This is a genomic window from Aeromonas sp. R5-4 (assembly GCF_040908215.1).
GTDB classification, from domain to species: Bacteria; Pseudomonadota; Gammaproteobacteria; order Enterobacterales; family Aeromonadaceae; genus Aeromonas; species Aeromonas veronii.
This window is the reverse complement of record NZ_JBFODG010000022.1, coordinates 71398-88186: the sequence shown is the minus strand read 5'-3', so window position 1 is coordinate 88186 and position 16789 is coordinate 71398. Positions and strand designations below refer to the sequence as shown.

Sequence of the window (16789 nt, the reverse complement as noted above, 5' to 3'; positions counted from 1 at the left end):
GAGATGGATATGAAAAAGACCCTGATTGCCCTGCTGACCGCGGGAATGTTCGGTGCCATGAGCCAGGCCGCACTGGCTGCGCCCGAGCTGATGGACAAGGTTCTAGCCGTGGTCAACAAGGACGTGGTGCTGTCCAGCCAACAGGACGCACTGGTCAACAAGGTAAAACTCTCCGCTCAGGAGAGCGGCCAGTCCCTGCCTGACGATGCCACCCTGCGCAAACAGGCGCTGGATCGCCTGATCCAGGAGAGCCTGCAGTTGCAACTGGCGGAGCGCCAGGGGCTGAAGATCAGCGACACCCAGCTGGAACAGGCTATTCAGGGCATCGCTGCCGACAACAAGATGACCCTGGATCAGCTGCGGGCCCAGCTCGCCCGTGAAGGGATGACCTATGCCCAATATCGGGAAGAGGTTCGCCGCGAGATCCTGATGAACGAGGTGCGCCGCAACCAGGTGCGCCGCCGTATCAACATCTCCGAGCAGGAGGTGAAGCAGGTGGTGGAGATCCTGAAGAAACAGGGTCAACAGCAGAACGAATACCACGTCGGCCATATCCAGATTGCCCTGCCGGACAACCCCACTGCCGCCCAGCTGGATGCCGCCAAGAGCAAGATCGAGCGCATTCTGGCCGCCCTCAAGCAGGGTGCCGACTTCCGCAAACTGGCCATTGCCGAGAGTAACGGTCCCAAGGCGCTGGAAGGGGGCGACTGGGGCTGGATGAGCCCGCAAGAGATGCCGACCCTGATGGCGGAAGCAGTACAGGGTGCCAAGAAGGGCGACATCGTCGGCCCGCTGCGCTCCGGCGCCGGCCTGCACATCGTCAAGGTGTTCGACACCAAGGGTCAGCAGCAAGTGATGCAGACCGAGGTGAAGGCACGTCACATCCTGATCAAGCCATCCATTATCCTGAGCGAAGAGAAAGCCAAGGGGATGCTGGATGGTATTCTGCACGACATCAAGAGCGGCAAGGCCAGCTTCGCCAGCATGGCAGAGAAGTACTCCGAAGATCCGGGCTCTGCGGTGCAGGGTGGCGAACTGGGCTGGTCTGATCCCAACGTCTATGTCCCCGAGTTCCGCGACATGGTCAACCGTCTGCAACCGGGCCAGATCAGTGCCCCGTTCCGTACCAGCCATGGCTGGCACATAGTGCAGGTGGAAGATCGCCGCAGCCAGGATGCGACCGACAAGGCTCAGGAGCAGCGCGCCTACCAGCTGATCTACAACCGTCGCTTCGTGGAAGAGTCCCAGGCGTGGCTGGATGAGCTGCGTGACGAGGCCTACATCCAGATCGAAGGAGCCGGTAGCTGATGAGCTGCCGTCGCCTTGCCGTTACCCCGGGCGAACCGGCCGGGATCGGCCCGGATCTGGTGCTGCAGATTGCCCAGCAGGATTGGCCCCACCAGTTGGTGGCGATCGCCGATCCGGCGCTGCTGCGCGAGCGTGCCGCCCAGTTGGGGCTCTCTGTCGAGCTTGAGCCCTATGACGCAACAGCCCCTGCCCACCCGCAGCGGGCGGGCACCCTGACCGTCTGTCCGGTCACCCTCGGCGCCCCCGTGGTGCCGGGCGAGCTGAACGAAGGCAATGGCGCCTATGTGCTGGCAACCCTGCAGCGTGCCTGTGATGGCAACATGAGCGGCGAATTTTCCGCCGTGGTGACCGGGCCGGTGCACAAGGGGATCATCAACCAGGCCGGGGTCTCGTTCAGTGGCCACACCGAGTTCTTTGCCCAGCAATCCAACACCGCCGATGTGGTGATGATGCTGGCAACCGAGGGGCTGCGGGTCGCACTGGCGACTACCCATATTCCGCTGGCCTATGTAGCGATGGCCATCACCGAGGATCGCCTCGGCAAGGTGATCCGGATCCTCAACGAGGATCTCGCCACCAAGTTTGGCATCGCCAAACCCCGTATTTACGTCTGCGGCCTCAACCCCCATGCAGGGGAAGGTGGCCATCTTGGACGTGAAGAGATTGACGTGATCGAACCCGCCCTGGCCACGCTGCGTCAGGAAGGGATCGATCTGGTCGGCCCGTTGCCGGCCGACACCCTGTTCCAGGAGAAATACCTCAAGGATGCGGATGCGGTACTCGCCATGTACCACGACCAGGGGCTGCCCGTGCTCAAATACAAGGGCTTCGGCAGTTCGGTCAATATCACCCTGGGGCTTCCCTTCATCCGCACTTCGGTGGATCACGGCACCGCGCTGGATCTGGCAGGCAAGGGCCTGGCCGATCCGGGCAGCCTTGTCACCGCGATTAACCACGCCATCAAGATGGTAGAGAAAAAAAGATATGAGCAGTAAGGTGCACATGGGCCACACGGCCCGTAAGCGTTTCGGTCAGAACTTCTTGCACGACCGGTATGTGATCGATCAAATCGTCGCCGCCATCAACCCGCAGCCGGGTCAGAATCTGGTGGAGATCGGTCCGGGTCTGGCCGCGCTGACCGAGCCGGTCGCCGCCCAGATGGACAAAATGACCGTGGTCGAGCTTGACCGGGACCTGGCAGCTCGCCTGCGCGAGCACCCGACCCTCAAAGACAAGCTGACCGTCATCGAAGCGGACGCCATGCGTTTCGACTTCGGCACCCTGATGGGTGAAGGCAAGGGGCCGCTGCGAATCTTCGGCAACCTGCCCTACAACATCTCCACCCCGCTCATCTTCCACCTGTGCGAGTTTGCCGACCGGGTTGAAGACATGCACTTCATGCTGCAAAAGGAAGTGGTATTGCGTCTGGCCGCCGGCCCGGGCAGCAAGGCTTATGGCCGTCTGAGCGTGATGACCCAGTACTACTGCCAGGTGGTGCCGGTGCTGGAAGTGGGCCCGGGTGCCTTCAAACCGGCGCCGAAAGTGGACTCTGCCGTAGTTCGCCTGATCCCGCACAAGAATCCGACCATAGTTGCAAAAGATATCCGTTGTCTGAATCGCGTCTGTACCGAGGGCTTTGGCCAGCGTCGCAAGACCATCCGCAACAGCTTCTCCAACTTCATCACCGACGCCCAGCTGACCGAGCTTGGTATCGATGGCAACCTGCGCCCGGAGAATCTCTCCCTCGAGCAGTTTGTCATGATCGCCAACTGGCTGGCGGATCAGCAACAGGCCTGATCCTGTGGCACTCCCGCACATCGAGATCCGCCCATACCCCGTGTATGTGGCGGGCTCCAAAGACCCTTACCAGTTTCACTATCTGATCGAGATTGAGAATCTGGGGCCCGGCCCGGTGCAACTGCTTCATCGGCGCTGGCTCATCACCGATGCCAATGGCAAGATGCAGGAAATGGCAGGCCCGGGCGTGGTCGGAGAACAACCCGTCATTGCCGAAGGTGAGACCTACCGCTACCAGAGCGGCGTGCCGCTGGCGACCCCGCTCGGGGTGATGGAAGGGAGCTATACCCTGCAAGATGGCTCTGGCCAGCAGTTCGAGGCGCCTATCGCCCCCTTCACGCTGGCCATCCCCAATATTATCAACTGAGGTTTCATGGCGAACTGTTTTGTCGGTGACATCCAGGGCTGTTACGACGACTTGCGCCGTCTGCTGGATCTTGCCGCGTTCGATCCCGACCAAGACGTGCTCTGGCTCTGCGGCGATCTGGTCGCCCGCGGCCCGGACTCCCTCAATACCCTGCGTTTTGTCAAAGGGCTGGGCAACCGTGCCGTCAGCGTGCTCGGCAACCACGACCTGCACCTGCTGGCTGTCGCAGATGGCGTTGCACCGCTCAAGAAGAAAGACAAGCTGCAAAGCCTGATGGATGCCCCTGATCGGGATGAACTGCTGGAGTGGCTGCGCCACCGCCCGCTACTGGCCGAACATCCGGATCTCCCCATCATGATGGTGCATGCCGGGATCTCCCCCGCATGGAATGTCCGCACCGCGCGCAACTGCGCCCGCGAGGTAGAGAGCCTGCTGCGCGGTGACCAGTACAGCTGGCTGCTGCACAACATGTACGGCGACCAGCCCGATGGCTGGAAAGATGATCTGGTCGGGATCGACCGCTACCGCTACATCATCAACACCTTCACCCGGATGCGCTTCTGCTACTTTGATGGCCGGCTCGACTTCAAATGCAAGAAGGGGCCGAAGGAGTCGACCCCGGGCCTGCGCCCTTGGTTCGAGCAGCGCGAGCATCACGTGGATGACCCCATTCTGGTGTTCGGCCACTGGGCGGCCCTGATGGGCAACACCGGCAAGAGCGATATCAAGGCACTCGATACCGGCTGTGTCTGGGGCAACAGCCTGACCCTGTGGCGCTACGAGGATGATGCCCTGATTGCCACCCCCTGCCCGGTTCACGCCAGCTAGGGGGGACGCAGCAATCTGGCGGTCGCTGCCGCACGGATGGCCACAACCCGCTCCAATAACAAAGCCCGGCAGGTTGCCGGGCTTGCTGTTTTGTGTTCTCTGGTTCCCTGCGAATAAGGTTACAACTTGCGCCCCAGCCGCTTCTCGATTTGGCGCCGCTCCCACTCGGGGCCAAACAGCTTGAAGGGCTGAAACACCCGAACAGCATGGGAGGCAAGTCCCAGCCCCCAACCCAGGGTTGGCCACCAGGCCCAGATGTACTCCGGATTGCTCAGGTAGTTGATGACAAACAGCCCGCAGATCACCACCACGTAGCTGGCGACATGGTGATAGAAGCCCTTGAGCTCCTCCACATAGCGCATTGCCGCCCGCTCCTCTGCCGATACCTGCACCGCATCCTGCCCCATAGTGTCACTTCCTCTCATCTCGCGCTCCTGTTGCTCTGATCCATCCAGTTGAGCCACATCGAGTTCAAAGACGGCAGCCAGGGCCTTGAGAGATTCCAGTCCGGGTTGCTGCCCCTGCTCGATCCGCTGGATAGTGCGGACACTCAAACCAGTCAACGTTGCCAACTGATCCTGAGACCAACCCCGTTGCAATCTCAACTTCTTGACGATCATCTCGAACTCCTTGTGGTAATTGACAGGGCCAGCATAGGGCTAACGCCGCGAAAGGTGACACGACAGATGGCCGACATACATCTGACAATCCTTTAAAATCAGATGGTTAAGATTTTTATCTTGTCAGTCAGCCGCTCGTTCCCCCAGATATTGCACAAACCGTAACAGATAACCATCGGGATCCTGCAGCAAAAATTCGCGCTGCCCGGCCAGCATCTCGCCCACTGGATACCAGACCTCAGTAGGCTGCCGGAAAAGTGCAATCTAGGCGGCCTGTAATCGGTCGAGTAGCGGCTGGATCTCGGTCAGCTCCATCTGCAGATTGATCCCCCGACCGAACGGTGGCTCCAGCGCCCCGACCTGCCAACCCGCCGGATGTACCTGCTCCAGCATCAGCTGTATCTGTTGCTGCTCAAGATAAGCAAAAGGAGGGTCATCGCGCCGATAGCGGACTGAGAAACCCAACAAACCGGTATAGAAAACCAGAGCTCGAGTCAGATCGGTAACCGACAGCTCCGGTACCATGGGATTCCAATACACCTCATCCACCGCGACAGTAGGGTTCGTCATGGCTTACAGGCTCTGCATCAGCTCGGCGGCAATTTCAAAGGAGCGCAGTCGGGCCTGATGATCGACGATGGGCCCATTGAACATCAGCTCATCGGCACGGGTTTCCGCCAGCAGGGCCTTGAGGCCGTGACGAACCTGCTCAGGGTCGCCCACCAGAGAGCGAGCCAGGGTCTGCTCCATCGCCATCAGTTCACGGGGCGCCCACTCGTCACCAAGCTGGACGACCGGCGTGGGCAGCTTGCCCGCATCACCGCGATGGAGGCGCAAGAACTGCTGCTGCACGGTAGTAAACTGGAAGCGGGCCTCCCGCTCGCTGTCGGCGGCGATCATGTTGATGCAGACCACCGCATGGGGCTTGGGCCAGCGCGCAGAGGGGCGATACTGGCTGCGGTAGATCTCCAGCGCCTGCAGCAACATGGCGGGCGCGAAATGGGAGGCAAAACCGAACGGCAAGCCCATCGCCGCCGCCAGTTGCGCGCTGTAGAGGCTGGAGCCCAGCAGCCAGATGGGCAGATGCAGCCCCTTACCGGGCACCGCCTGCACGGCGCCGATCTCGTCGCCAAAATAGCTCATCAGCTCGCGCACATCGGCTGGGAAATCATCCACCTCGCCACTGCGCATACGCCGTAGCGCCCGCATGGTGCGCTGATCGGTACCGGGGGCGCGACCAAGGCCCAAATCGATGCGGTCGGGATAGAGAGAAGCCAAAGTGCCAAACTGCTCGGCAATCACCAGCGGCGAGTGGTTCGGCAGCATGATGCCACCCGCGCCGATCCGCAGAGTGGTGGTGGCTTCGGCCAGATGGCCGATCAGCACCGAGGTAGCGGCACTGGCAATGCCCGGCATGTTGTGATGTTCGGCCAGCCAGTAGCGCTGGTAACCCCAACCCTCGACATGGCGGGCAAGATCCCGTGAACGGCGAAACGACTCGGCAGGCACGGAACCTTCGGCAACAGGCACCAGATCGAGCACGGAATAGGGGATGGCAGACATGGGTCACTCCATTGATTTACAGGCCAGTAACAAGTAGGGCAATGTAGCACGGGATACCTGAATGAATCACTATCTCCTGCCACACTCTGCCTGCCAAGCGGCAGCAATCGAACGGAACAAATCTCAGGCAAGTATTGTTTGAACGCTCATCCTGCTGGCCGCACAAGCCCGTGGGTGGATCATATTTTCTTACATTTGCGGGCTGGCCTGAGCACCCCCGGCTGGTTATAACGGTGCCCCTATAGCGAAGGGGGAGCAATAGACTCCCCCTCACTTTTTGTCACACCACACTGTTCAGGTTATCTATGTCAAAACATCTCGTTCTGCTGGGCGCACTGATGCTCTCCGGCTGCGCCCTGTTGTCTCCCCCCGTCCCCACCGTCACCCCGGTGCACCTTGCCGATACCAGCCAGCGCGGCTTCTACATCGAGTGCAGCAGCATGAAAGCCTGCTTCCAGCAGGCCAACCAGACCTGCCCGCAAGGTTACAAGGAGACCGACCGCCGCCAGCAGACGCTCTACAGCACCCAGTATCTGGGGGGAAGCTATGACGACGAGAAGAAGGTCTACAAAGCAGCCAAGCCCTATCGCATCGCCAACACGGTCCACTCGTTAACCATCCAGTGTCCGATCTGAGCATAACGTCACGCAAACGCATACTGCGGCCGGTATGGGATACCAAGGCCCAAGCCGGCACGCTACCACCCTTTTCTTGTTCCACTGAGCACAAACCTCTTATGTCACAGAGAATTGTCCTGCTGGGCAGTATATTGCTGTCCGGTTGCGCCCCCGCCACTGTCACTGAGCTCACCTCCGCAGATTCCTCGCAGCAACGATTCCAGATCGAGTGCAGTGCGCCGGATGATTGCCAGCAACAGGCAAGCTTGAGCTGTCCGCAGGGCTATCAGGAAACCGATCGCAGCCAGCATACCTTCACCAAAGTTCAGATGAGCATGGGGGGCTCCGACCCGATGAGGGGATTTAGCCCGAGCTTCCCCCAGATCAGCACCTTCACCATCCATACCCTGCTGGTGCAGTGTCCCCGCAAGCCAGCACAACCCCATCCGCAGGGACACTGATGAGCAAGGGCCCGCGTCATCCATCAAGCCCGGAGAAAAGAGGAAAAGCCATAAAAAAAACGGTCAACCGAGGTTGACCGTTTTTCACTCCGTTGCGCCCTTAGAACAGCAGGTGTGCTACCCCGGCGATAACCGGCAAGGTAACCAGAGTGCGCAGCAGGAAGATAACGAACAGTTCCCACAGCTTGACCGGGATCTTGCTGCCCAGCAGCAGGGCGCCCACTTCCGACATATAGATCAGCTGGGTTACCGACATGGCGGCAATCACGAAGCGGGTCATGTCGCTCTCGATGGTCGAGGCCAGCACCGCCGGAATGAACATGTCGGCAAAACCGACCATGATGGTCTTGGAAGCCGCTTCCGCCTCCGGCAGTTGCAGCAGCTCCAGCAAGGGGACAAACGGGGCGCCAAGCCAGTTGAAGATAGGGGTGTGCTCGGCCAGCATCAGGGCACAGGTACCGATCGCCATCACCACCGGCAGCACGCCAAACACCATATCCAGTGCATTCTTCACCCCTTCCCGTGCGACGGCGCCGAGATCAGTCATGCTGTCAGCCTTGGTGAGGGCACGCTCGAAACCATAGCTCATCACGCTGTGCTGGTGCGGCACTGCTTCCTGCTTGCGGCACAGGGGAGTGCCATCGGCATAGATGTCCTTCTTCCAGCAAAGTGGCGGCAAACGCGGCACCACGATGGCGGCAACCACGCCCGCCAGACAGACGGTCAGGTAGAAGGGAACGAACATGTGCTCCAGCTTCACCTGGGAGATCACCACCAGACAGAAGGTGATGGAGACTGCAGAGAAGGTGGTGCCAATCACCGCAGCTTCACGCTGGGTGTAGAACTTCCCTTCGTACTGCTTGCTGGTCAGCAGGATGCCGACGCTGCCATCGCCAAGCCAGGAGGCAAAGCAGTCCACTGCGGAGCGACCCGGCAACCGGAACACCGGACGCATGATGCGGGTCATCATGGTGCCGACAAATTCCAGCAGCCCGAAATCGAGCAGCAACGGCAGCAGCAGGCCGGCAAAAATGAAGACCGAGAACAGCACCGGCAGCAGATCGTTGAGCACCAGTCCACCGGTTGCGCCGGAGTAAAGCACCTCAGGCCCCACCTGGAAGAAGGTCAGCAGCACGAAGATACCGCCCAATACCCGTACGCAGGCCCAGAAAGGGGAGACATTGAACAAACTGTTGAGGAAAGGACGACGCACCAGAATCGCTGGCTTGAACAGCCAGGCAATCACCGTCATCAGCATGGTGGTGGTGATCACCGCACTGACCATGGCGACCAGATAATCGGCAAAAACGCGCTGCACCAGCTTGGCCAGCACGGCCACCGGGATGGTGACGTTACCGTCATAGACGACCGGCGTCATGAACAGCAGGATCCCGATAAGTGACGGAACCAGAAACATCAACAAATTACGGCGAGTATTGACCGCAGGTGCTTCGAGACTCTTTTCCAACATGATATGACTGCCCTAATGTTACTTTTCCCTAGCCCGGCCAACCTGCGTATTCATGCATTAACCGGCAAAACGGGCGCAAGAATACTCTAAAAAAATGCACAAACAAGCCCTTAAGGCAGAAATCTGCGCATAAATATTTCTACAGGCAAACCTTCCATTAAAACAATAAGATACAGATGCGCATATCGATTCAATCGACATCGCCAGATGATTGTTTCGCTATTGTTAATTTTGGTGGGCAGTATAATCGGTTATCAGTGGCAGGCAATAAGTGACATCACAAATATATCTAATGAGTTGCTGCTCGATAGACATAAAAAAACCGGAGCCTGTTCAGGCTCCGGTTTTCAATGAGAGTGACGGGGATCAGTCACGGACGTAGATGACTTCAACGCCATCATCTTCGTCGTCATCCCAATCGTCATCATCAAGCCCTTCATCGAAGGCAAGAGAGGCAGCCAGTGCTTCCGCTTCAGCCTTGGCCAGCTGGTTCTTGTGGTAGTCGTCCCACTTGAACTCCACCTTCTCGATGGCGTCTTTGGCATCTTCCGCCAGCTGACGGGGCATGGTATCCAGCAGATCCAGAATGTCGTAGCAGACCTTCTTGGTGCCTTCCTTGCTGATGGCAGTGATGGCATAGACCGGACCTTCGTGGTTCAGGGCCGCCTTGACGCGATCCATCACCTCCTGGGCTTCTTCTTCCAGGATCAGGTCCATCTTGTTAAACACCAACCAGCGCGGCTTTCCAGCCAGTTCCGGGCTGTACTTCTCCAGCTCCTTGACGATGGTCACGGCATTTTCAGCAGGATCGGAGCCATCAACCGGGCAGATATCCACCAGGTGGATCAGTACGCGGCAACGCTCGAGGTGTTTCAGGAAGCGGATACCCAGACCTGCACCTTCGGCAGCACCTTCGATCAGACCAGGGATATCGGCGATCACGAAGGAGCGGGAGTTTTCACCACGCACCACCCCCAGGTTCGGCACCAGGGTGGTAAAGGGATAATCTGCCACTTTCGGGCGAGCCGCAGAAACGGCGCGAATAAAGGTAGACTTGCCTGCGTTGGGCAGACCCAGCATGCCGACATCGGCCAGCAGCAGCAGCTCCAGCTTCAGGGTACGCACTTCACCCGGAGTACCGTTACTCTTCTGGCGGGGAGCACGGTTGACGGAGCTCTTGAAGCGGGTGTTGCCCAGACCGTGGAAACCACCTTTGGCAACCAGCAGCTTCTGCTCGTGGTGGGTCAGATCCCCCAGCAGTTCACCGGTATCTTCATCGGTCGCTCGGGTACCGACCGGCACACGCAGGATCTTGTCCTTACCGCGGCGACCGGTACAGTTGGCGCTCTGGCCATTCTCACCGCGCTCGGCAGCATGGAAACGCTCGAAACGGTAGTCGATCAGGGTATTGAGGTTCTCGTCGGCGATCAGATATACGTCGCCACCGTCACCGCCGTCACCGCCGTCCGGACCACCGTTGGGAATATATTTTTCACGGCGAAAGCTTACACAACCGTTACCACCGTCACCGGCATCGACTCGAATCTGGACTTCATCAACAAACTTCATAGGTAACCGTCACCTTAATTCGAAAAACCGATACGCAATTATAGTGGTACAGACCCCTGCGGGCGATACGCATCTTGCCAATCATGCCCGTCAGAGCCAAAGTCAGCTGCGTTCCGTTTTTTCGTCAACGACATCAGAAAGATGTCATAAAAACAAAAGCCCCGCCTGTTGGCGGGGCTTCGGATCCTTGTGGTCCGTAATTACTCAGCAACGATGCTAACGTACTTACGATTCAGAGGACCTTTAACTTCGAACAGGATTTTACCAGTCGCGGTAGCGAACAGGGTGTGATCCTTGCCCAGACCAACGTTGGTGCCAGCGTGGAACTTGGTACCACGTTGACGAACGATGATGCTGCCAGCCAGAACTGTTTCGCCGCCGAAACGCTTCACGCCCAGGCGTTTAGCTTCAGAATCGCGACCGTTGCGGGATGAACCGCCAGCTTTTTTGTGTGCCATTTATCGGACTCCTCTAATTAAGCGCTGATGCCAGTGATTTTGACTTCAGTGAACCACTGACGGTGGCCCGCTTGCTTACGATGGTGCTTACGACGACGGAACTTGACGATAGTCACTTTCTCGCCACGGCCGTGAGCCACAACTTCAGCTACAACCTTGCCACCTTCAACGAAAGGAGCACCTACTTTAAAAGTGTCGCCTGCAGCAACCATCAGAACTTCGTTGAAGTCGATGGTAGCGCCAGTCTCAACGTTCAGCTTTTCCAGACGAACGATTTGACCTTCGGCCACACGGTGTTGTTTTCCGCCGCTTTGGAATACCGCGTACATTTGATTAACTCCGTAAAGGCATGTCTTTTGCTCAAGGCTAGACATGCGCAAAAACCTATAACAATGGGCGGGCATTCTACGCAAATCGATCTGCTCAGGCAAGGCCAATTTAGCAAAAAGTTTATTTTGTGCGCATATCTGCCGCCGTGGATAAACGCCTAACTGTAACCCATTGTGAAATCGTGTAGAATCCCTGCCATTACTAAAATCGCAGTTATTGCTGCTGTCACGTTACGAGACTTATGGACCAACAGACTATCCGTGCGCTCTGTGCCGCCGACATGACGGCGGTCAATGAACTGATCCTGGCCCGACTCCAGTCCGACGTTAGTCTGATTAATCAGCTGGGTTTCTACATTGTCAGCGCCGGCGGGAAACGGATGCGCCCTATGCTGACCGTGATGGCTGCGCGTGCGCTGGGCTATGAGGGTGAGGATCACCTGAAACTGGCCGCCATCATCGAATTCATTCACACCTCTACCCTGCTGCATGACGACGTGGTCGACGAATCCGACCTGCGCCGCGGCCGGGAGACCGCCAACGCCATGTTTGGCAATGCCGCCAGCGTGCTGGTCGGTGACTACCTCTACAGCCGCTCCTTCCAGATGATGGCCGAACTCTCCAACCTGCGGGTGATGGAGATCCTCTCGGATGCCACCAACACCATCGCCGAAGGGGAAGTGTTGCAGCTGATGAACTGCAACGATCCGGATACCACCGAAGAGAGCTACATGACGGTCATCTACTGCAAGACCGCCAAGCTGTTCGAGGCCGCCACTCGCCTTGCCGCCGTGCTGACCCATCAGCCCGAGCCCGTCGAGCAGGCCATGACCGATTACGGCAAGTATCTGGGCACCGCGTTCCAGATCATCGATGACGTGATGGACTACTGCTCCCAGAGCGAAGAGATGGGCAAGAACGTCGGCGACGATCTGGCCGAAGGCAAACCGACCCTGCCGCTGCTGCGCGCCATGGAAGTGGGTACGCCGGAAGAGCGCCAGCTGGTGCGCGATGCCATCGAGCACCGCAACGGCATGGAGCATCTTGAGCAGATCCTTGGCATTCTCGACCGTACCGGCGCGCTGGAGTACTCCCGCATGCGAGCCAGGGAAGAGGCCGATAAGGCCATTGCCGCCCTCGCCATCCTGCCTGACTCCCCGCACAAACAGGCGCTCGAAACACTGGCCCACATGGCCGTGCAGCGCAGTGCCTGAGTAAACGACATGCATGAAAAAAGAGGCCTTCGGCCTCTTTTTTATTGTCTGCTATCTGCTGGACAGTGCATTGCGCCAGACTCAGCGACTCAGCATCCAGAGGATCACGCTACCCGCAACCACTAGCGAGCCGCCGATACGGCGCAACTGCTCCGGTGGCTGATCGCTCAGCAACCGTAACATCTGCTGCCATGCCTTGGGCATCAACAACGGGCCTAGCCCCTCGAACAACAGCAGCAATCCCAACCCCATCAGCATGGATGTCAGCATCCGACCTCCTTCAATGCAACCAGCCCCCTGGGTCGACGGCTGGCGTTGGCACCAAAAACAAAAGGGTCTGACAATGCAGACCCTTTGAATGTAACCTCGTGGCGATTACTGCTTGGTGCCGTGAGGAGACTTGAGGTAACGGAAGAACTCGCTGTCCGGCTTCAACACCATCAGGTCGTTGCCACCGGCAAAGCTCTTGCGATAGGCCTCCATGCTACGCACGAAGCTGAAAAACTCGGGGTCTTTCTTGTAGCTGTCGGCATAGATCTTGGCGGCTTCCGCATCCCCTTCACCACGCAGTTGGCGAGCGTTACTCTCGGCGTCGGCGATCATGACGGTCACCTTGCGGTCGATATCGGCACGCAGGATTTCAGCCTTCTCGCGACCCTGAGAGCGGTGCTCACGGGCGACTGCGGTACGTTCGGCACGCATCCGTTGGTAGATGGAGTTGGAGACTTCCACCGGCAGGTTGATCTGCTTGATCCGCACATCCACCACCTTGATGCCGAGCTCGGAGGAGCGCGCCATCTTCTTCAGGGCATCTTCCATTACGGTACTGCGCTCACCGGAGACGATGTCCTTGATGGTGCGGTTACCAATCTCGGAACGCAGGCCGTTGTTGATCTTGCGCTTGAGCAGATCTTCAGCCTGCAGCTTGTTGCCACCACCGGTTGCCAGGTAGTACTTGGAGAAGTCCTCGATCTTCCACTTCACGTAAGAGTCGATGATCAGGTCTTTCTTCTCGGAGGTGACAAAACGGTCGGCCTGGCTGTCAATGGTCTGGATGCGGGCATCCATCTTGCGAACCTGGTCGATGAGCGGCACCTTGAAGTGCAGGCCCGGCTCATAGAGGCGGGGTTCACCGGAGTCAACCCGCTTCACCTTGCCAAACTGCACCACAATCCCCTTCTGACCTTCATCAACGATAAAGACAGAGGAGAAGCAGACCATGGCCGCGACAGCGATTGCACCAATAGCTAGCTTTTTCATCTATCAGTTTCTCCCTGAGCTGAAGCGGTCACCGCTACGCAGCGGCATTGTCGGGGTAGAGTTGGCGCCCTCGTTGGAAACGGGGACCTGCTCTGTGACCGGGGCGACAGTGGCACGATCAGACTGGGCAGCCTTCGGCTTGCCAGACAGCTTGTCGAGCGGCAGGTAGATCATGCTGTTGTTGCCAGCCGGCATGTCGACCACCACCTTGTTGGCCTGCTGATAGAGCTCTTCCATCGTTTCCAGATAGATACGCTCACGGGTCAGCTCGGGGGCAGCCAGATACTGGGGCAGCAGCTCGTTGAAGCGAGCAACTTCACCCTGGGCTTTCAACACGATCTGGGATTTGTAAGCTTCCGCTTCCTGCTCCAGACGCTTCACCTGACCACGGGCCTTCGGCTCCACTTCACGGGCATAGGCTTCTGCTTCACGAATGAAGCGCTGTTCATCTTCCTGAGCGGAGATGGCGTCATCAAAGGCGTCTTTCACCTCTTCCGGCGGACGCGCCGGCAGGAAGTTGACGTCGACGATCTGCAGACCCATCTGGTAAGGCTCGATGATGCCATCGATCACCTGCCAGGTCTCCTGACGCACCTTCTCACGACCGGTAGTCAGCACATCATCCATCCGGGTATGACCCACCACGTAGCGCAGGGCGCTATCGGTGGCCTGACCCAGACTCTCGTCGGCATTGGTCACGCTGAACAGATACTGCTCGGGATTGACCACACGGTACTGCACGTCCATCTCAACCCGTACCACGTTCTCATCCTGAGTCAGCATGAAACCGGAGGCAGGCAGGGAACGCACGGACTCGACGTCCACCGGGATCACCTGATCGATAAAGGTCGGCTTCCAGCGCAGGCCCGGCTCGACAATATGGGAAAACTTGCCAAACCGCAGCACGGCACCACGCTCCGCTTCGCGAATGGTGTAGAAGCCGCTGACGACCCACACCACCACAGCCACAACCAGCGCGATGGAGATACCAAAGCGACCTACATCGCCGCCAGATTTGCCGCCACCAAACAAGCCACCGAAACGGCGACTCACTTTGCGCAGCATTTCATCCAGATCAGGGGGTCCCTGATTCTTGCCGTTATTCCCCCAAGGGTCACGGTCTTTGCCGTTGTTACCAGGCTCATTCCAAGCCATCAGCGTCTCCATTAATACATGCGGATGGATATCATCTCTATCGGGCCATCATACGTTGAGAAGCCCCTAAGGGGTCACCTTCATCGACGAATCAATGCCTGATAAAGCGTTGTAAACTCTCACCTTCCTGTTTCACGAGGCGGTTCCAGTCGGCCACTTGCAAGCGGACTTCCAGCACGAAATCACCCTCCTCGCTAAAACCTTCCTGCTCAATCCCTTTCAGCTGATAGAGCGCACTGCGCAATCTCGCGGCAGAAGGAGGCAACTGCAGGGTGTGATGCACCATGGAGCCAGCCAGCAATTCGGTCAGCGCCGTAAACAGATGCTCACAACCTTCACCAGTCTGGGCCGACAACCAGACGCGCAACGGGCGCCCCTCGTCATCTCGCTCCAGACCTGCCGGACGATCCGCCAGCTTGTCGATCTTGTTGCAGATCATCAGCTGGGGCCTGTCATCGGCTTCGATCTCGGCGAGCACCTGCTGCACGGAGTCGATATTCTCCTGCATCTGCTCATCGGCACAGTCCACCACATGCAGCAGCAGATCCGCTTCACGGGTCTCCTGCAGGGTCGCCTTGAAGGCCGCGACCAGATCATGGGGCAAGTGTCGAATAAATCCAACTGTATCCGCCAAAATCACATCACCCACATCCCGGATCACCAGTTTACGCAGGGTGGGATCCAGAGTTGCGAACAATTGGTCGGCAGCATACACGCTGGCAGCTGTAAGTTGGTTGAACAAAGTGGACTTTCCGGCGTTGGTATAACCAACCAGTGACACCGTCGGCACTTCGTTGCGGTTGCGGGCGCGGCGTCCCTGCTCCCGCTGCTTGGCCACCTTGTCGAGCCGACGCAAAATCGCCTTGATGCGTTCCCGCAGCAGACGTCGGTCAGTTTCAAGCTGGGTTTCACCCGGGCCACGCAGACCGATCCCGCCCTTTTGACGCTCAAGGTGGGTCCAGCCTCGCACCAGACGAGTGGAAAGATGGCGCAACTGGGCCAGTTCGACCTGCAGTTTACCTTCGTGGGTACGGGCGCGCTGGGCAAAGATATCGAGGATCAGGCCGGTTCGGTCCACCACCCGACACTGGAACAGACGCTCCAGGTTGCGCTCCTGGGCAGGGGTCAGGGCATGGTTGAAGATGACGACGTCGGCATCCAGCATCTGGACTTGGGACGCGATCTCTTCAGCCTTGCCACTGCCGACAAAAAATTTGGCACTGGGCGCACTGCGACTGGTGGTAATTACCCCCAGCGCATTGACTCCGGCCGAGCTCACCAACATCTTGAGCTCTTCCAGATCCTCCCGCTCACCCTCATCACTGAAGTTGACATGCACCAGAACGGCCTGTTCGCCAGCTTCATAACGGTCAAACAAGCGCTTGCTCCTTAACAGGAATCATGATGAATCTGAGTTGGCGAGTCGACTCGCCCAGGGATATCACGCCTCGGCATCACCCTGTTCATCAGCCGCGCCACCCGGAGTGGGCTGGTGATGATTGACGGCACGGGCCGGTACGACAGTCGAGATGGCGTGCTTGTAAACCATCTGGCTCACGGTGTTTTTCAGCAGGATAACAAACTGGTCAAAAGACTCGATCTGACCTTGCAGTTTGATGCCGTTCACCAAATAGATAGAAACAGGAATCCGCTCACGGCGCAGCGCATTCAAAAACGGGTCTTGGAGAGATTGCCCCTTAGCCATTTTTCTTTTCCTTATAGTTTGTTGTTTTTAAACACCGAATATCAATATAACAACCTGATTATACAGG

20 protein-coding genes are annotated in these 16789 nt (G+C 58.2%); 8 read left to right on the top strand and 12 right to left on the bottom strand.

Annotated features, from left to right (window positions below; all coding sequences use genetic code 11):
- The first annotated feature begins 9 nt into the window (after positions 1-9).
- Genes surA through AB5Y83_RS10910 form a run of 5 tightly spaced genes read left to right on the top strand, consistent with a single transcriptional unit; the run spans position 10 to position 4300 of the window.
- Positions 10-1308, top strand: coding sequence for a peptidylprolyl isomerase SurA (gene surA, locus AB5Y83_RS10930; RefSeq protein ID WP_005349338.1), 1299 nt, complete (start codon positions 10-12; stop codon positions 1306-1308).
- The gene (gene pdxA, locus AB5Y83_RS10925; RefSeq protein WP_368175155.1) at positions 1308-2303 is read left to right on the top strand and encodes a 4-hydroxythreonine-4-phosphate dehydrogenase PdxA; all 996 of its coding nucleotides are present in this window, start codon (positions 1308-1310) and stop codon (positions 2301-2303) included. Before surA ends, pdxA begins: the two co-directional genes overlap by 1 nt.
- A complete protein-coding gene (gene rsmA, locus AB5Y83_RS10920; protein WP_005339016.1) occupies positions 2293-3105 on the top strand; it encodes a 16S rRNA (adenine(1518)-N(6)/adenine(1519)-N(6))-dimethyltransferase RsmA in 813 nt (270 codons plus the stop codon). Before pdxA ends, rsmA begins: the two co-directional genes overlap by 11 nt.
- Before the next feature lie 4 nt (positions 3106-3109).
- Entirely contained in the window at positions 3110-3472 is a 363-nt protein-coding gene (gene apaG / locus AB5Y83_RS10915) for a Co2+/Mg2+ efflux protein ApaG (protein ID WP_368175154.1), read from the top strand.
- Between the two features lie 6 nt (positions 3473-3478).
- On the top strand, positions 3479-4300 hold the full coding sequence (locus tag AB5Y83_RS10910) for a symmetrical bis(5'-nucleosyl)-tetraphosphatase (RefSeq protein ID WP_368175153.1): 822 nt from the start codon (positions 3479-3481) through the stop codon (positions 4298-4300).
- Positions 4301-4419: 119 nt separating this feature from the next.
- Here the strand turns inward: AB5Y83_RS10910 and AB5Y83_RS10905 are convergent, their stop codons facing one another.
- From AB5Y83_RS10905 to AB5Y83_RS10895, 3 genes are all read right to left on the bottom strand, one after another.
- On the bottom strand, positions 4420-4920 hold the full coding sequence (locus tag AB5Y83_RS10905; RefSeq protein WP_107682676.1) for a 2TM domain-containing protein: 501 nt from the start codon (positions 4918-4920) through the stop codon (positions 4420-4422).
- Positions 4921-5184: 264 nt separating this feature from the next.
- Positions 5185-5490 carry a VOC family protein gene (locus AB5Y83_RS10900; protein WP_368175152.1) on the bottom strand — a complete coding sequence of 102 codons (306 nt, stop codon included), beginning with the start codon at positions 5488-5490 and terminating at the stop codon, positions 5185-5187.
- 3 nt (positions 5491-5493) lie between these two features.
- Positions 5494-6483 (bottom strand): luciferase-like monooxygenase, encoded by a 990-nt coding sequence (locus AB5Y83_RS10895; protein WP_368175151.1) that lies wholly within the window; start codon positions 6481-6483, stop codon positions 5494-5496.
- Between the two features lie 305 nt (positions 6484-6788).
- Here AB5Y83_RS10895 and AB5Y83_RS10890 point away from each other — a divergent pair, with 305 nt between their 5' ends.
- Together AB5Y83_RS10890 and AB5Y83_RS10885 are read left to right on the top strand one after the other, a co-directional pair.
- Positions 6789-7118: a hypothetical protein gene (locus AB5Y83_RS10890; RefSeq protein WP_368175150.1), complete on the top strand. Its 330-nt coding sequence runs from the start codon at positions 6789-6791 to the stop codon at positions 7116-7118.
- A 101-nt stretch (positions 7119-7219) separates the two neighbouring features.
- Complete coding sequence (locus AB5Y83_RS10885) at positions 7220-7561, top strand: hypothetical protein (RefSeq protein ID WP_252656853.1); 342 nt, start codon at positions 7220-7222, stop codon at positions 7559-7561.
- 100 nt (positions 7562-7661) lie between these two features.
- On the opposite strand, the gene AB5Y83_RS10880 is transcribed toward AB5Y83_RS10885, so the two are convergent.
- The 4 genes from AB5Y83_RS10880 to rplU all read right to left on the bottom strand — a co-directional run bounded on the left by AB5Y83_RS10880 (position 7662) and on the right by rplU (position 11388).
- The gene (locus AB5Y83_RS10880; RefSeq protein WP_005339025.1) at positions 7662-9032 is read right to left on the bottom strand and encodes a YjiH family protein; all 1371 of its coding nucleotides are present in this window, start codon (positions 9030-9032) and stop codon (positions 7662-7664) included.
- 366 nt (positions 9033-9398) lie between these two features.
- On the bottom strand, positions 9399-10601 hold the full coding sequence (gene cgtA, locus AB5Y83_RS10875) for an Obg family GTPase CgtA (RefSeq protein WP_005339026.1): 1203 nt from the start codon (positions 10599-10601) through the stop codon (positions 9399-9401).
- 200 nt (positions 10602-10801) lie between these two features.
- On the bottom strand, positions 10802-11059 hold the full coding sequence (gene rpmA / locus AB5Y83_RS10870; protein ID WP_005339028.1) for a 50S ribosomal protein L27: 258 nt from the start codon (positions 11057-11059) through the stop codon (positions 10802-10804).
- Positions 11060-11076: 17 nt separating this feature from the next.
- Positions 11077-11388 (bottom strand): 50S ribosomal protein L21, encoded by a 312-nt coding sequence (gene rplU / locus AB5Y83_RS10865; protein WP_005304210.1) that lies wholly within the window; start codon positions 11386-11388, stop codon positions 11077-11079.
- Positions 11389-11630: 242 nt separating this feature from the next.
- On the opposite strand from rplU, the gene ispB reads away from it, so the two are divergent.
- Positions 11631-12602, top strand: coding sequence for an octaprenyl diphosphate synthase (gene ispB, locus AB5Y83_RS10860; RefSeq protein WP_019444890.1), 972 nt, complete (start codon positions 11631-11633; stop codon positions 12600-12602).
- A gap of 81 nt (positions 12603-12683) precedes the next feature.
- Here ispB and AB5Y83_RS10855 read toward each other — a convergent pair whose 3' ends face one another.
- The 5 genes from AB5Y83_RS10855 to hfq all read right to left on the bottom strand — a co-directional run bounded on the left by AB5Y83_RS10855 (position 12684) and on the right by hfq (position 16722).
- Positions 12684-12872, bottom strand: a complete 189-nt coding sequence (locus AB5Y83_RS10855) for a DUF2065 family protein (RefSeq protein ID WP_058059476.1) — start codon at positions 12870-12872, stop codon at positions 12684-12686.
- A gap of 105 nt (positions 12873-12977) precedes the next feature.
- Complete coding sequence (hflC, locus tag AB5Y83_RS10850; RefSeq protein ID WP_005339038.1) at positions 12978-13862, bottom strand: protease modulator HflC; 885 nt, start codon at positions 13860-13862, stop codon at positions 12978-12980.
- Positions 13863-13865: 3 nt separating this feature from the next.
- On the bottom strand, positions 13866-15017 hold the full coding sequence (gene hflK / locus AB5Y83_RS10845; protein ID WP_005339041.1) for an FtsH protease activity modulator HflK: 1152 nt from the start codon (positions 15015-15017) through the stop codon (positions 13866-13868).
- Positions 15018-15108: 91 nt separating this feature from the next.
- Entirely contained in the window at positions 15109-16395 is a 1287-nt protein-coding gene (gene hflX / locus AB5Y83_RS10840) for a ribosome rescue GTPase HflX (protein WP_005339043.1), read from the bottom strand.
- A gap of 63 nt (positions 16396-16458) precedes the next feature.
- Entirely contained in the window at positions 16459-16722 is a 264-nt protein-coding gene (gene hfq, locus AB5Y83_RS10835; RefSeq protein ID WP_005339045.1) for an RNA chaperone Hfq, read from the bottom strand.
- Positions 16723-16789: the final 67 nt, after the last annotated feature.

Bases quoted from the DNA above. Each gene is read 5' to 3' on its own strand.
- rsmA (WP_005339016.1), top strand. From the start codon at position 2,293: ATGAGCAGTAAGGTGCACATGGGCCACACGGCCCGTAAGCGTTTCGGT.
- AB5Y83_RS10910 (WP_368175153.1), top strand. From the start codon at position 3,479: ATGGCGAACTGTTTTGTCGGTGACATCCAGGGCTGTTACGACGACTTG.
- surA (WP_005349338.1), top strand. From the start codon at position 10: ATGAAAAAGACCCTGATTGCCCTGCTGACCGCGGGAATGTTCGGTGCC.
- AB5Y83_RS10890 (WP_368175150.1), top strand. From the start codon at position 6,789: ATGTCAAAACATCTCGTTCTGCTGGGCGCACTGATGCTCTCCGGCTGC.
- pdxA (WP_368175155.1), top strand. From the start codon at position 1,308: ATGAGCTGCCGTCGCCTTGCCGTTACCCCGGGCGAACCGGCCGGGATC.
- rplU (WP_005304210.1), bottom strand. From the start codon at position 11,388: ATGTACGCGGTATTCCAAAGCGGCGGAAAACAACACCGTGTGGCCGAA.
- ispB (WP_019444890.1), top strand. From the start codon at position 11,631: ATGGACCAACAGACTATCCGTGCGCTCTGTGCCGCCGACATGACGGCG.
- AB5Y83_RS10855 (WP_058059476.1), bottom strand. From the start codon at position 12,872: ATGCTGACATCCATGCTGATGGGGTTGGGATTGCTGCTGTTGTTCGAG.
- AB5Y83_RS10895 (WP_368175151.1), bottom strand. From the start codon at position 6,483: ATGTCTGCCATCCCCTATTCCGTGCTCGATCTGGTGCCTGTTGCCGAA.
- AB5Y83_RS10885 (WP_252656853.1), top strand. From the start codon at position 7,220: ATGTCACAGAGAATTGTCCTGCTGGGCAGTATATTGCTGTCCGGTTGC.
- cgtA (WP_005339026.1), bottom strand. From the start codon at position 10,601: ATGAAGTTTGTTGATGAAGTCCAGATTCGAGTCGATGCCGGTGACGGT.
- hfq (WP_005339045.1), bottom strand. From the start codon at position 16,722: ATGGCTAAGGGGCAATCTCTCCAAGACCCGTTTTTGAATGCGCTGCGC.
- hflK (WP_005339041.1), bottom strand. From the start codon at position 15,017: ATGGCTTGGAATGAGCCTGGTAACAACGGCAAAGACCGTGACCCTTGG.
- rpmA (WP_005339028.1), bottom strand. From the start codon at position 11,059: ATGGCACACAAAAAAGCTGGCGGTTCATCCCGCAACGGTCGCGATTCT.
- AB5Y83_RS10900 (WP_368175152.1), bottom strand. From the start codon at position 5,490: ATGACGAACCCTACTGTCGCGGTGGATGAGGTGTATTGGAATCCCATG.
- hflC (WP_005339038.1), bottom strand. From the start codon at position 13,862: ATGAAAAAGCTAGCTATTGGTGCAATCGCTGTCGCGGCCATGGTCTGC.
- AB5Y83_RS10905 (WP_107682676.1), bottom strand. From the start codon at position 4,920: ATGATCGTCAAGAAGTTGAGATTGCAACGGGGTTGGTCTCAGGATCAG.
- AB5Y83_RS10880 (WP_005339025.1), bottom strand. From the start codon at position 9,032: ATGTTGGAAAAGAGTCTCGAAGCACCTGCGGTCAATACTCGCCGTAAT.